The sequence below is a fragment of the Microbacterium mcarthurae genome, assembly GCF_046064585.1.
GTDB classification, from domain to species: Bacteria; Actinomycetota; Actinomycetes; order Actinomycetales; family Microbacteriaceae; genus Microbacterium; species Microbacterium mcarthurae.
This window is the reverse complement of the sequence record NZ_JAROCE010000002.1, coordinates 521,096-534,008: the sequence shown is the minus strand read 5'-3', so window position 1 is coordinate 534,008 and position 12,913 is coordinate 521,096. Positions and strand designations below refer to the sequence as shown.

14 protein-coding genes and 2 tRNA genes are annotated in these 12,913 nt (G+C 68.3%); 8 read left to right on the top strand and 8 right to left on the bottom strand.

Features of this window, described 5'->3' with window-relative positions:
* Positions 1-6 precede the first annotated feature (6 nt).
* From P5G46_RS09120 to pknB, 5 genes are read left to right on the top strand one after another with little or no spacing between them, the layout of a single operon-like run.
* Positions 7-1,245: a PP2C family protein-serine/threonine phosphatase gene (locus P5G46_RS09120; protein ID WP_408905515.1), complete on the top strand. Its 1,239-nt coding sequence runs from the start codon at positions 7-9 to the stop codon at positions 1,243-1,245.
* Complete coding sequence (locus P5G46_RS09115; RefSeq protein WP_375094998.1) at positions 1,242-2,642, top strand: FtsW/RodA/SpoVE family cell cycle protein; 1,401 nt, start codon at positions 1,242-1,244, stop codon at positions 2,640-2,642. Before P5G46_RS09120 ends, P5G46_RS09115 begins: the two co-directional genes overlap by 4 nt.
* Before the next feature lie 46 nt (positions 2,643-2,688).
* Positions 2,689-4,143 (top strand): peptidoglycan D,D-transpeptidase FtsI family protein, encoded by a 1,455-nt coding sequence (locus P5G46_RS09110; protein ID WP_239276345.1) that lies wholly within the window; start codon positions 2,689-2,691, stop codon positions 4,141-4,143.
* Positions 4,140-5,885 (top strand): serine/threonine-protein kinase, encoded by a 1,746-nt coding sequence (locus P5G46_RS09105; RefSeq protein ID WP_408905514.1) that lies wholly within the window; start codon positions 4,140-4,142, stop codon positions 5,883-5,885. The genes P5G46_RS09110 and P5G46_RS09105 overlap by 4 nt, the downstream gene beginning before the upstream one ends.
* Before the next feature lie 42 nt (positions 5,886-5,927).
* Positions 5,928-7,628 (top strand): Stk1 family PASTA domain-containing Ser/Thr kinase, encoded by a 1,701-nt coding sequence (gene pknB, locus P5G46_RS09100; RefSeq protein WP_408905513.1) that lies wholly within the window; start codon positions 5,928-5,930, stop codon positions 7,626-7,628.
* Here the strand turns inward: pknB and P5G46_RS09095 are convergent.
* From P5G46_RS09095 to P5G46_RS09085, 3 genes are read right to left on the bottom strand one after another with little or no spacing between them, the layout of a single operon-like run.
* Positions 7,610-8,251 carry an anthranilate synthase component II gene (locus tag P5G46_RS09095; protein ID WP_408905512.1) on the bottom strand — a complete coding sequence of 214 codons (642 nt, stop codon included), beginning with the start codon at positions 8,249-8,251 and terminating at the stop codon, positions 7,610-7,612. The two genes, pknB and P5G46_RS09095, sit on opposite strands and share 19 nt — an antisense overlap.
* Positions 8,248-8,403, bottom strand: a complete 156-nt coding sequence (locus P5G46_RS09090; RefSeq protein ID WP_239276341.1) for a hypothetical protein — start codon at positions 8,401-8,403, stop codon at positions 8,248-8,250. The genes P5G46_RS09095 and P5G46_RS09090 overlap by 4 nt, the downstream gene beginning before the upstream one ends.
* Entirely contained in the window at positions 8,403-9,176 is a 774-nt protein-coding gene (locus tag P5G46_RS09085) for a class E sortase (protein WP_239276340.1), read from the bottom strand. The genes P5G46_RS09090 and P5G46_RS09085 overlap by 1 nt, the downstream gene beginning before the upstream one ends.
* Positions 9,177-9,230: 54 nt before the next feature.
* Between P5G46_RS09085 and P5G46_RS09080 the strand changes: the two genes are divergently transcribed.
* A complete protein-coding gene (locus tag P5G46_RS09080; protein WP_239276339.1) occupies positions 9,231-9,470 on the top strand; it encodes a cell division protein CrgA in 240 nt (79 codons plus the stop codon).
* 61 nt (positions 9,471-9,531) lie between these two features.
* Here P5G46_RS09080 and P5G46_RS09075 read toward each other — a convergent pair whose 3' ends face one another.
* Both P5G46_RS09075 and P5G46_RS09070 read right to left on the bottom strand, forming a co-directional pair.
* Positions 9,532-10,461, bottom strand: coding sequence for a rhomboid family intramembrane serine protease (locus P5G46_RS09075; RefSeq protein ID WP_408905511.1), 930 nt, complete (start codon positions 10,459-10,461; stop codon positions 9,532-9,534).
* A gap of 16 nt (positions 10,462-10,477) precedes the next feature.
* Entirely contained in the window at positions 10,478-11,035 is a 558-nt protein-coding gene (locus P5G46_RS09070) for a peptidylprolyl isomerase (protein WP_375095002.1), read from the bottom strand.
* A 100-nt stretch (positions 11,036-11,135) separates the two neighbouring features.
* On the opposite strand from P5G46_RS09070, the gene P5G46_RS09065 reads away from it, so the two are divergent.
* A complete protein-coding gene (locus tag P5G46_RS09065) occupies positions 11,136-11,708 on the top strand; it encodes a DNA helicase (protein WP_239276336.1) in 573 nt (190 codons plus the stop codon).
* Positions 11,705-12,178 carry an aminoacyl-tRNA deacylase gene (locus tag P5G46_RS09060; protein ID WP_408905510.1) on the top strand — a complete coding sequence of 158 codons (474 nt, stop codon included), beginning with the start codon at positions 11,705-11,707 and terminating at the stop codon, positions 12,176-12,178. The genes P5G46_RS09065 and P5G46_RS09060 overlap by 4 nt, the downstream gene beginning before the upstream one ends.
* 4 nt (positions 12,179-12,182) lie before the next feature.
* Here the strand turns inward: P5G46_RS09060 and P5G46_RS09055 are convergent, their stop codons facing one another.
* The 3 genes from P5G46_RS09055 to P5G46_RS09045 form a co-directional block, all read right to left on the bottom strand.
* A complete protein-coding gene (locus P5G46_RS09055) occupies positions 12,183-12,617 on the bottom strand; it encodes an NUDIX hydrolase (protein WP_239276334.1) in 435 nt (144 codons plus the stop codon).
* Positions 12,618-12,697: 80 nt separating this feature from the next.
* Positions 12,698-12,770: transfer RNA gene (locus P5G46_RS09050), tRNA-Ala, on the bottom strand.
* A gap of 13 nt (positions 12,771-12,783) precedes the next feature.
* A tRNA-Ile gene (locus tag P5G46_RS09045) sits at positions 12,784-12,857 on the bottom strand.
* Positions 12,858-12,913 lie beyond the last annotated feature (56 nt).

Sequence of the window (12,913 nt, the reverse complement as noted above, 5' to 3'; positions counted from 1 at the left end):
CTCTCCATGGTCTTCCAGGGCTCGAGCGCGGCCATCTCCCACACGGGGAAGGTGCGCTCCAACAACCAGGATTCCGGCTACGCCGGGTCCAACCTCTTCGTGGTCGCCGACGGTATGGGCGGTCACGCCGGAGGTGACGTCGCCTCGAGCCTGGCGATCTCACGCCTCACCGAACTCGACCAGCCCTTCACGAGCACCTCGGCGGCCGAACACGCGCTGCGCGACGCCCTCGCCGACACCGCGGCCGAGCTCATCGACACCGTGGCGCAGCGCCCCGAGCTCGCCGGCATGGGCACGACCGTCAGTGCCGTGATCATGGTCGACGAGTACGCCGTCATCGGCCACATCGGCGACTCGCGCGTCTACCTGTACCGCGACGACACCCTGACCCAGATCACGACCGACCACACCTTCGTGCAGCGTCTGGTCGACTCGGGCCGGATCACCCCCGAAGAAGCCCGGTACCACCCCCGGCGCTCCGTGCTCATGCGCGTCCTCGGCGACATGGACCCCGACCCCGAAGTCGACACGTTCATCATGCCGACGCAGGACGGCGACCGCTGGCTGCTCTGCTCTGACGGGCTGTCCGGGGTCGTCGACGACGCGCACACCACCAAGGCCCTCGCGCTCGGGATGCCGCCCGCCCGCACCGCGGATGCGCTGCTGAAGCAAGCGCTCGACGGGGGTGCGCCCGACAACGTCACGGTCGTCATCGTCGACGTGGGCGGTCAGCACCCGGTGTTCATCGGCACACCGACGATCGTCGGATCGGCCTCGAACCCGACCGGTGTCGTCGTCCCCGCCGCGCGCCCCACGCGATCGTCGTGGCTGCACAGCGCCCGCCAGGCGGCCAACGAGCCGACGCATTTCGAACCCGCCGCGGAGTTCCTGGAAGAGCTCATCGAAGAAGACCGTCGGCGCGCCCGACGTCGGCGTCTGGGCTGGCTCGCCGCACTCATCCTCGTGCTCGCGGCGATCGGCGCCGGCCTGTTCGCCGGCTACACCTGGACGCAGACCCGGTACTACGTCGGGGCCGACGACGACTCGGTCGTCATCTACCGCGGCATCCAGCAATCGATCGGCCCGCTGACGCTGTCGTCGGTGTACGAGGACACCGACATCGTGCTCGCCGACCTGTCGGACTTCGACCGGCAGACCGTCGAGGCCACCATCACGGCCCGCTCGCTCACGGATGCCGAACTGATCGTGGATCGTCTGCGTCCCACCCCGGAGGCCACCGGATGACCGATCAGAAGCTGACCCGATCCGACGCGGTCTCCACCGACACGGCGGTGATGCGTGCGCTGAAGAAGATCCGCGTGCCCGCGACGCAGCGCAACCGCGAGCTCGGCCTGCTGCTGTTCGCGATCGCCGTCTACGGCTCGGCGATCGTGCTCGTGCAGCTCGGCGTCAACGGCGTCGTGGAGTCCGGCTACCTCGCGCTCGCGAGCGTCCCGGCGGTCCTCGCCCTCGTGATGCACGTCGTGCTCCGGCTGCGCGCCCGCGACGCGGACCCGTTCGTGCTCCCCATCGCCACGGTGCTCACCGGCCTGGGCATCGCGATGATCTACCGCATCGACCTCGCGGTGGGTCTGCAGGGCTGGGATGCCACCTCCATCCGCCAGATCGCGTGGGCGGCGATCGCTCTGGTCGCGGCGTTGGCCGTGGTGATCTTCGTCCGCAACTACCGCGTGCTGTTCCGCTACACGTACCTGTCGGGTCTCGTCGGCATCCTGCTGCTTCTGCTGCCGTTCGTGCCCGGGCTCGGCACCGAGCAGAACGCCGACGTGTGGGTGTCGCTCGGCTTCGTGTCCTTCCAGCCGGGTGAGCTCGCGAAGATCTGCCTGGCGATCTTCTTCGCCGGCTACCTCGTGCGCACACGCGAGAGCCTGACCTCCACGGGCACCCGCTTCCTGTTCATGACGTGGCCCCGCGCACGCGAGCTCGGTCCGGTGCTGATCATCTGGCTCGTCTCGCTCGGCATCATCGTGCTGCAGCGCGACCTCGGGACGGGTTTGCTGATCTTCGGCATGTTCGTCGCGATGCTGTACGTCGCCACGGGAAAGACCAGCTGGGTGCTCATCGGCCTCGTCCTGGTCGCGACCGGGGCTTTCCTGGCATCCCGTGTCCTGCCGTACGTCAACGGCCGCTTCACCAACTGGCTCGACGCCTTCAATCCGGCCGTCATCGACGCCGACGGTGGCAGCTACCAGCTCACGCAGGGGATCTTTGGCCTCGCGCACGGCGGGCTGTTCGGCACGGGCCTGGGGCAGGGTCGTCCCTACATCACCCCGCTGTCGCAGAGCGACTACATCGTCCCGAGCCTCGGCGAAGAGCTGGGCCTCGTGGGGCTGTTCGCGATCCTCGCGCTGTACATGGTGTTCACCAGCCGTGGCATCCGCATCGGCCTGGCCGGTCAGGACGACTTCGGCAAGCTCCTCGCGACCGGGTTCTCGTTCACCATCGCGCTGCAGGTGTTCATCATGGTCGGCGGCGTGACCCGCGTCATCCCCCTCACCGGACTGACCACACCGTTCCTCGCGGCCGGTGGATCCTCGCTCGTGGCGAACTGGATCATCGTCGCCTTCCTCCTGCGCATCTCGGATGCCGTGCGCAGCCGCCCCCGGGTGGTGATCGGCTGATGCCCACCACCGCATCCACCCGCACGCTCATCCTGGAGGAGGCACCGTGACCAAAGAGCTCCGACGCCTCAGCATCGTCATGCTGGCGATGTTCCTCGCCCTGTTCGTCTCGACCAGCGTCATCCAGGTGGGGCAGGCCGCCAACCTCGCCAACACGCCGGGCAATCGCCGCGCGCTGTACGACTCGTACGAGATCCAGCGCGGGTCGATCATCGTCAGCGGCACCCCGATCGCACAGTCGGTCCCCTCGGACGACGTGTACAGCTGGCAGCGCGAATACGTGGATGCCGCCATGTGGGCGCCCGTCACCGGCTACATGAACCCGGTGCTCGACGCCAAGACCCGGATCGAATCGACCGAGAACAGCGTGCTCAGCGGCTCGGACGAGAACCAGTTCTTCTCGCGCATCGACCGCGCCCTGACCGGTCAGGTACCCCGCGGATCGAACGTCGAGCTGTCGTTGGATGCCGACGTGCAGCGCGCCGCGTGGGACGCCCTCGGCGACCAGCAGGGCGCCGTCGTGGCGATCGAGCCGTCGACGGGTCGGATCCTCGCCATGGTCTCCAAGCCCAGCTTCGACACCAACACGCTGGCCGCTCACGACCCCGACGCCGTGAACGCCGCCTACGACCAGCTCGCCGCTGACCCCACACAGCCGCTCACCAACCGCGCGATCGAGGGCAACCTCAACCCCCCGGGCTCGACGTTCAAGCTGGTCGTGGCCTCGGCCGCGTTGGCATCCGGTCGGTACACCCCCGACTCGACGTTCCCGAACCCGGCGTCGTACACGCTCCCGCAGTCCTCGAGCGTCGTCAGCAACGCGGGCGGCGGGGCGTGCGGCGGCGGTGACACGGTGACACTCGCGACGGCTCTGCGGCTCAGCTGCAACATCCCCTTCGCCGAGCTCGCGGTGGAGCTGGGCGACGATGCGATCCGCGAAGAGGCCGAGAAGTACGGCTTCAACTCCGCATTCACGATGCCGCTGACCTCGACCCCGTCGACCTACCCGTCCACGCTCGACGCGCCGCAGACGGCGCTGAGCGGATTCGGCCAGGGCCAGGTGCGGGCGACTCCGCTGCAGATGGCGATGGTGTCGGCCGGGATCGCCAACGGCGGTGTGGTGATGAACCCCCGCATGATCGATCGGGTGATCGAACCCAACCTGTCGGTCGGTCAAGAGGGCTCGAACAGCGAGTACGGCCGAGCGCTGGAGTCGAACATCGCGGCACAGATGGTCACGATGATGACGGCGAACGTCCAGGACGGCGCAGCGTCGAATGCAAGAATAGACGGGGTCCAGGTGGCGGGTAAGACCGGCACCGCAGAGAACGACGCTCGTCCCTACACTCTCTGGTTCACCGGCTTCGCGCCAGCGGACGACCCGAAGGTCGCCGTCGCTGTTGTGGTGGAGAACGGTGGCGGCCAGGGGCAGAACGGAAGCGGCAACGAGATCGCCGCTCCGATAGCGAAGAAGGTCATGGAGGCGGTGCTGGGCAAATGAGACCGACGCAAGGAGTGACCTTCGGAGGACGCTACGAGCTGGATTCGCGGATCGCGATCGGCGGGATGGGCGAGGTCTGGGAAGCGACCGACCACGTCATCGGACGTACCGTCGCGATCAAGATCCTCAAAGACGAGTACATGGGCGACCCCGGGTTCCTCGAGCGCTTCCGTGCCGAGGCCCGGCACGCTGCGCTCGTCAACCACGAGGGCATCGCGAGCGTGTTCGACTACGGCGAGGAGGACGGCAGCGCGTTCCTCGTGATGGAGCTCGTTCCCGGTGAGGCGCTTTCGACCATCCTCGAGCGCGAGGGCTCACTGTCGACCGACAAGACGCTCGACATCGTCGCCCAGACGGCCGCCGCCCTGCAGGCCGCGCACGCCGCCGGGCTCGTCCACCGCGACATCAAGCCCGGCAACCTGCTCATCACGCCCGACGGGCGGGTGAAGATCACCGACTTCGGTATCGCCCGCATCGCCGACCAGGTGCCGCTCACGGCGACCGGTCAGGTCATGGGCACGGTGCAGTACCTGTCGCCCGAGCAGGCGTCGGGTCACCCGGCCTCGCCCGCGACCGACACCTACTCGCTCGGCATCGTCGCGTACGAGTGCCTCGCCGGCAAGCGACCGTTCACCGGCGAGTCGCAGGTGGCCATTGCCATGGCACAGATCAACGAGCAGCCCGCACCGTTGCCGCCGACGGTGGCCGTGCCGGTGCAGAACCTCGTCATGGCCATGATCGCCAAGAAGCCCGAGGACCGCCCGGCCTCGGCCGCGGCCGTCTCGCGCGCCGCGACGGCGCTGCGTCGTGGCGACCTCACCGCGGCGGCCGCCGCCGTCCCCGCGATCGCGGCGGGCGTCGCGATCGCCGACGAGGCGACGCAGCTCCTCACCGCGGGTCAGACATCGGCCGCGACGCGCCTGATGCCGGCACCCGCGACGTCGCTCCTGACGGAGGAGCACACCGAGGAGGACCCGCAGCCTCAGAAGAAGAAGCGCAGTCCCTGGACGTGGCCGCTCGTCGCGCTCATTGCCCTCCTTCTCCTCGTGCTCGGCGGAACGCTGTTCGCCGTTCTGAGCAACCAGAACGATCCGGATGCCGGGCCGACCAGCGCCGCACCCAGTTCGACCGCTCCGTCGCGAAGCGCGAGCCCCTCGTCCTCGCCGACGCCGACCTCCCAGCTCGTCGACGTCAACGCGCTGGGCCTCCCAGGCAAGACGTGCGACGAGGCGAGCGCGATCCTGAGCGACAACGACCTGGGCGCGCAGTGTGAAACCGGTAACGCCGCGACCACCCCGGACCAGGTGGGCCGTGTCGACACGGTCAACCCGACCGGCCGCGTTCCCGCCGGCACGATCATCACGCTCCGTGTGTTCGGGGAAGAAACGCCGCTTCCGACCCCCGGCACGCCCACCCTCCCCGGGTCCTCCGTGACGGCGGGCGACACCGTCCAGGTGTCGTGGCAGCAGTACACGTGCCCCTCGGGCACCGGGAACGTCTCGTCGTACAACTTCACGGCCACCAACGGCACGTTCACCGAGAACGGGCAGTCGACGGCATCGTTCGCGCCCGACGCGCGCAACGCCGAGCTGCAGGTGAACAACTCCGTCGGCCAGAGCCTCCGTGTGACGTACACGGTCAGCTGCTCGGGAACCGACCGCACGGCCGGCCCCTCGGGTGAGGCATCCGCGTCGATCACGGGAGGAAACACCCCGTCGCCCAACCCCAGCGCCAGCAACTGATCGCCGCATCAGATCCCCCCGACATCCGCAGGAGCTTTCACCGTGACCACTGAGACGCGCGTCCTTTCCGGGCGCTATCGCGTCGACGATCTCATCGGTCGCGGCGGCATGGCCAGCGTCTACCGCGGCTATGACCAGACCCTCGGGCGCACGGTGGCGATCAAGATCCTCAAGGCCGACCTCGCCGGCGATGCGGCATTCCGCACGCGCTTCCGTCTCGAGGCGCAGGCCGCGTCCCGCATGGCGCACCCCACGATCGTGAGGGTGTTCGACGCGGGCGAAGACGTCGAGGTCGGCGTCGACGGACACGAGCGCCCCGTCCCGTACATCGTGATGGAGCTCGTCCACGGCAAGCTCCTGAAGGACGTCATCGCGGGCGGCCCCGTGCCCATCGATGACGCCCTGCGCTACGTCGACGGCATCCTGGAGGCCCTGGAGTACTCGCACCGCGCAGGAGTCGTGCACCGCGACATCAAGCCGGGCAACGTCATGATCACCGACTCCGGTCGGGTGAAGGTGATGGATTTCGGCATCGCCCGCGCCGTGTCGGACTCGTCGTCGACGGTGGCCGAGACGACCGCAATCGTCGGCACCGCCGCGTACTTCTCGCCCGAACAGGCAAAGGGTGAGTCCGTCGACGCGCGCGCCGACCTCTACTCCACCGGCGTCGTCCTGTACGAGCTCCTGACCGGCCGTCCGCCCTTCCGCGGCGACACCCCGGTCGCCGTCGCCTACCAGCACGTCAGCGAGGCTCCGCTTCCCCCGAGCGAGCTCAACGAGAGCGTCCCCCGCGCCCTCGACGCGGTCGTCCTCCGTGCTCTCGCGAAGGATCCGTTCCAGCGTCCCCAGGACGCCGCCGGCTTCCGGGAAGACCTGGATGCCACGGTCTCGGGGAAGGAGCCGACCAAGCGCCAGATGTCGGCCCTGTCGAACGAGCTGTACGGACCGAATCCCCGCCAGGCCGCCGAGACGGCGCGTTCGCTGCGGCAGCTCAGCACGGACACCACCATGCGGCGCACCCAGCCGGGTCCGCCGGTCGCGTGGATCTGGGCGGGTGTCGCCATCCTCGCGGTGCTCCTCGTCTCGGTGCTGCTTTGGGTCGTGCAGATCCAACCGTCGAGCACGGTTCCCACGGCCGGTCGCACCGTGCCGGATGTGGTCGACATGTCGTACGACGACGCCGTCACCGCCCTGGAGGAACAGGATCTCTTCGCCAAGCGTGTCGACGAGGCGAACGACTCGATCGCGGCCGGGAACGTCGTGCGCACCACGCCGAGTGCCGACACGACCGTGGCGGCCGGGCAAGAGGTCACGGTGTACGTCTCCACCGGCGCGGACACCGCCGAAGTACCGAACCTCGAGGGAATCACCGAGTCCGAGGCGCGGTCCGCGCTCGAGGAGGCGGGTCTCTCGCTCGGGTTCGTGCAGCGTAAACCCGACCCCGCACTCGCCTCGGGCGTGGTGATGTCGGCGAGCGTGGCATCCGGAACCGAGGTCGCCAAGGGCACCACCGTCAACCTCGTCGTCGCCAGCGGCACCGTCGTGATCGTCAACTATGCGGACTATCCCGTCGAGGTCGCTCAGCGTGAACTCGAGGCCGAGGACAAGCAGCTCACGGTGCGGACGCAGGAAGACCCCGGGTGCCCTGCGACCACCCCCGCGCTCGTGACCACGCAGTCGCTCGCCCCGGGCGAGGTGCCCATCCACAGCGAGATCACGCTGACCTACTGCAGCGGTTCCTGACCTCGGCGCGGACGAAACGTCCTTCCCGCAGCCGCCGCGCCGGGCAGGCCGGCATCCTCAAGCCAGGTGCCGAGCAGCGCGTGACCGGCGTCGGTGAGGACGCTTTCCGGATGGAACTGCACGCCGGTCAGCGGCGCGGTGCGGTGAGCGATGCCCATGATCACACCGGACTCGCTGCGCGCGGTCACGACGAGCTCGTCGGGCAGGGAGTCGGGGTCAACGGCGAGAGAGTGGTAGCGCGTCGCGGTGAAACCGTCCGCGAGACCGGCGAAGACTCCGCGCCCGTCGTGGTGGATGCGGCTGGTGATGCCGTGCAACAGCTCGGGGGCGCGGGACACGCGGGCGCCGAAAGCGACCGCGAGGGCTTGGTGACCGAGACACACCCCGAGCAGGGGGATGCCACGTTCCCCGGCCGCGCGGACCATCGCGATCGATGCACCGGCATCGACGGGATGGCCCGGGCCGGGCGAGACGAGCACGGCGTCGGCATCCGCGAGGATCCCGGTGACATCGAGGCCCTGCGCCGGTCGTTGAACGACCTCGGCGCCGAGATCGGCGAGGTATCCGGCGAGGATGTGGACGAAGCTGTCGCGGTTGTCGACGACGGCGACGCGGAAGCTCACTCGACGGTGACTTCCTGTGGATAAAGCACGCCGCTGACCCACGGGAACACGAAGAAGAAGAGACCGTAGAGCACGGCCGCGACCAGCACGAGCACGATGAAGAGCCGAACCCACCAGGGTCCGGGCAGCACGCGCCACAGGGCTCCGTACATCAGGCGGCTCCGAGGGTCAGGGACGCGGGCGGACCGTCCGCGCGGGGAGTATAGGACTCGAACACACCGTACGCGATGGCGCGTTCGGTGTTCCCGTAGCGGGGACTGCACGTGGTCATCGTGATGACCCGGTCGGTCGCCTGGACATCCGGGACCTGCGGGACGGGCAGCAGCACACCGACACCATCCGGGCGGACGTACTCGAGGTTGCGGAAGCGGTAGGTGTACCACCCGTCGGAGGTTTCCACCACGACGGCGTCTCCGATGCGCAGCGCCGGGAGGTCGGCGAAAGGCGCGCCATGTCCGCCGCGGTGCCCGGCGATGGCGAAGTTGCCCTGCTGACCGGGCATCGCCGTATCGGGGTAGTGGCCGATTCCGATCGGGTCGAGCGTGACGGAGGCGCTGACCCCACCGGCCACACGGAACTGGTAATCGGGTCCGAGACGAGGAATGTGCACGACGCCGAAAACCTCACCGTTCCCTGGCTGCGCAAGGATCGGCGGCTCAGACGGTGTCGTCTCGACGGCATCCGGAGTGGGGACGGATGGCGCCGGCGCCTCCGCCCATTCGCGGGTGAGGGCGTCGGCTTCGCTCTTGAACTGCGCGCCGATGATGGCGTCGCCGATCCAGAGCTGCCACCCCACGAACAGAAGCACGACGACACCCCCGGTGAGCAGCAGATCACCGAGCACACCGAGCACCGTCACGCGTGGGCGACGGGAAACACGTCGCCGGGAGCTGCGGCGCGTGGGGGGAAGCTCAACCGTCGACACGAGCCGATTCTACTTCCGTGGGCGCACGGCGACCTGGCCGTTAGACTGACCGGCATGGCACGTACTGGCAACGGCGAAGACCCGATCGCTGAGCGCAACGAGAACGGATCCGCGCCGAACCCCGTGTGGTTCCTGCCGATCATGATCGGTCTCATGCTCGTCGGCTTGGTGTGGGTGCTCGTCTTCTACCTGAGCAGCTCGCAGTTCCCGATTCCGGGCATCGGTGCCTGGAACCTCGTGATCGGTTTTGGCATCGCCTTCGTGGGCTTCCTCATGACCACGCGCTGGCGCTGAGGTCCACCGACTTACACACGTGTAATTCATCCCCACCTGTGGATGATCCTGTGGATAACTTCTAGAAGTAGACAACCGCGGGTACGACGAGCAGAGCGATCAGCGCCACGGTGAGCGCGATCAGCAGTGCCGTTTGAAGCCCCCGCTGGCGGGTGGACCGCGTCCGGGCGTAGATCAGCCCCACGACGGCGCCGACCACGAGGCCGCCCAGGTGCGCCTGCCATGAGACGCCGATGTTGTTCAGCGCGGTGACGAACGACCCGCTCCCCAGCGACGTGATGAAGGCCACGACGAACGGCCACGCGAAGTTGATGCCGATGAGGACCGCGATGACCCGGATGTCCGCACCGATGTGCCGGCCGATCACCAGCAGCGCGCCGAACAGCGCGAAGATCGCCCCCGAAGCTCCGACCACGAAAGTGGTCGGCGCGAGAAGGGCGACCGCGACGGATCCGCCGAGGGCGCCCAAGAGGTAAAGGACGACGAATCGTCCGCGCCCCAGCAGGGGCTCGAGGTTCCGGCCTAGGAACCACAGGACGAGCATGTTCAGGCCGACGTGGAAGAAGCCGGAGTGCACGAGCGCCGCGGTGAACAGGCGCCAGGGTTCGATGGGGCCGAACTGCGGGACGAGATACAGCGGCGAGAACGCCAGAGCGTTCGTGAGAAGGCCGCCGACGCCCGGGATGAGTCCGATGATGTACGCCAGGCCCGTGATCGCGATGATCGCCAGGGTGGCCGTGGGTCGACCGTCGGCGACCACGGCGACGGGACGGGACCGCGCCCAGCGCCGCTGCGCCTTCTTCTGCGCGGGTGTGGCAGCAGCCCGTTGCTGGGCCATGCACTCGGGGCAGATGACGCCGACGGCGGCGGGGGTCCGACACTCGGGGCATACCGTGCGCAGGCACCTCTGGCACAGCACGAAGCTCTGCCGGTCGGGATGCCGGTAGCAGAAGTTGTCGCTGTTGCGACGGAACTCCTCGGTCGTAGACACCCGCCGCCGCCGAGGGTCAGACGGTGACGACGTCGACCGACTCGAGCACGACGGGCTCGACGGGGCGGTCTCCGGCGGCGGTGGGCACCTTGCTGATCGCGTCGACGACCTTCTTCGAGGCGTCGTCGGCGACCTCGCCGAAGATCGTGTGCTTGCCCTGCAGCCACGGGGTGGGGTCGGTGGTGATGAAGAACTGCGAGCCGTTGGTGCCCTCGGGCTGCCCGGTGATGGCGTTGCGGCGCAGACCGGCGTTCGCCATCGCGAGCTTGTAGGGAGCCGAGAAGTCGAGCTCGGGGTGGATCTCGTCGTTGAACGTGTAGCCGGGTCCGCCGATGCCCTGGCCGAGCGGGTCGCCGCCCTGGATCATGAAGCCGGGGATGATGCGGTGGAACACGACGTTCGAGTAGAGCGGACCCTCACCCTTGGCGCCCGTGGCCGGGTTGGTCCATTCCTGGGTGCCGTCGGCGAGACCGACGAAGTTACGGACGGTTCGGGGCGCGTGGTCGCCGAACAGGTTGACGACGATGTCGCCGTGGTTAGTGTGCAGAGTCGCAACGGCGGTGTGGGAAGCCATGGCTACATTCTCTCAGAGTTATCTGCAAGGGTCCGCGGACCCCGAGCCCCGTTCTGGCAAGATGAATCGCGTACATCCCATCGACAGGGAGGATGAAGCCGTGGGCCTCAGCCGCAAGAGCAAGAAGGAACTGCGCAAGCTCCAGAAGCACGCCGCGAAGGTGTGGGAGTCTCAGCAGGTTCTGCTGGGCGAGAGCGGAAAGGTGGCCCGCGAAGCCGGTCGCCAGCTCGGTCGCTTCAGCCGCGAAGACCTCGTGCCCGCCGTGCACGACGGATATGACAAGTACGCCGCACCGTACGTCGGCAAGAGCGTGACCTACGCCAACCGCTTCCTCAGCGGCAAGGTCATCCCGGCGGCCGGTGCCGTCGTGGGTGGCGCGATGTCCGTATGGGATGCCGCGGGCGACACGCGTGATCGACTGGCGAAGGGGCGCGGGTTCGAGCTCGACACCCACAAGTACGCCAAGCGCGCCGAGAAGTACGGCAAGAAGGCGACGAAGAACCTCGCCGCCAAGCTGCCGAAGCAGAAGAGCGGCATGGGCGCCGGTGGTGTCATCGCCATCCTCCTCGGCGTCGTGGCCGCTGCCGGTGTCGCCTACGCCGCGTGGCAGACGCTTCGCGCCGACGATGAGCTGTGGGTGGCCGACGACCCGCTCCGTGCTCCCGACGCGTGAGCGACCCCACCAGGAGAGTTCGAGAGGCCGCGCGAGAGCGCGGCCTCTCTGTCGATGTGCGGGAACGGCCCGCCGCGACCTCGCTGGAAGAGGCGGCCGAGCTACTCGGCATCCTTCCCGACGACATCGTCAAAACGCTCGTGGTGAAGAGGGCGGACGACACGTTCCTGTTCGCGCTCGTCCCCGGTGATCGCGTGATCTCGTGGCCCAAGCTCCGTGCGCTGGTCGGCGTGAACAAGCTGCGTCTGCCCGAGCCGGAGCTGGCTCTGGCGGCCACCGGCTACGAGCGCGGCACGATCGTCCCGATCGGCAGCACCACCGCGTGGCCCGTGTACGCCGACGAGAGCATCGTGGGGCGCCGCATCGCGATGGGCGCGGGTGCGCACGGCTACAGCCTGTTCGTCGACGCCGACGACCTCATCCGGGCGTACGACGCCACCGTGGCCGACATCACCGCTCCGCGCGACTGAGCGGTCATCGGGGCCCGTGCAGGCCCGCCATGCGGAATGCGATGTCGACGAGTTGCACACGCCGCAGCGTGCGGGTCTTCGCAAGACTGAACCACTCCGCGCGGTCGGTCGATCCGTCGATCTCGTTCCGGAGGCGTCCGCCGACGACGCGCGCGCGATAGACGATACGCAGCGCGTGCAGAGGTTCGGTGGCATCCTCCGCCAGACGCGCGTGCGCGGGAATCACACGGGAATGGATGCCGAGGAGCCCGTCGACGGTGACACGGAACCCGGTCTCTTCCCGCACCTCTCGGCGAACCGCGTGCTCGGGGTCCTCCCCCTCTTCGAGACCGCCGCCGGGCAGCGTCCACGCGGCACGCCGACCCTCGACCCAGTGGGCGAGCAGGACACGGTCGTCGGCGTCGGTGATGACGGCGTAGGCGGCGACTCGCATGTCCATTGCGATCACCCTAGCCAGCGCGACGCGACATCGGAGGGAGAAAAGAGAAAGAGCCGGCCGGGGCCGACTCTTTCGGAATGTGGAGCCTAGGAGATTCGAACTCCTGACATCCTGCTTGCAAAGCAGGCGCTCTACCAGCTGAGCTAAGGCCCCGAGAGGGAACGGGTGGGGCTACCAGGACTTGAACCTGGGACCTCTTCATTATCAGTGAAGCGCTCTAACCGCCTGAGCTATAGCCCCGTCTCGCTGACGTAACGTCGTCAACCTCGAAGACTTTACCTGAATCCCGAGGTTTT

Excerpts from the sequence above, each read along its gene's own strand:
- P5G46_RS09120 (WP_408905515.1), top strand. The coding sequence starts at position 7 with ATGGTCTTCCAGGGCTCGAGCGCGGCCATCTCCCACACGGGGAAGGTG.
- P5G46_RS09115 (WP_375094998.1), top strand. The coding sequence starts at position 1,242 with ATGACCGATCAGAAGCTGACCCGATCCGACGCGGTCTCCACCGACACG.
- P5G46_RS09105 (WP_408905514.1), top strand. The coding sequence starts at position 4,140 with ATGAGACCGACGCAAGGAGTGACCTTCGGAGGACGCTACGAGCTGGAT.
- P5G46_RS09090 (WP_239276341.1), bottom strand. The coding sequence starts at position 8,403 with ATGTACGGAGCCCTGTGGCGCGTGCTGCCCGGACCCTGGTGGGTTCGG.
- P5G46_RS09080 (WP_239276339.1), top strand. The coding sequence starts at position 9,231 with ATGGCACGTACTGGCAACGGCGAAGACCCGATCGCTGAGCGCAACGAG.
- P5G46_RS09070 (WP_375095002.1), bottom strand. The coding sequence starts at position 11,035 with ATGGCTTCCCACACCGCCGTTGCGACTCTGCACACTAACCACGGCGAC.
- P5G46_RS09055 (WP_239276334.1), bottom strand. The coding sequence starts at position 12,617 with ATGGACATGCGAGTCGCCGCCTACGCCGTCATCACCGACGCCGACGAC.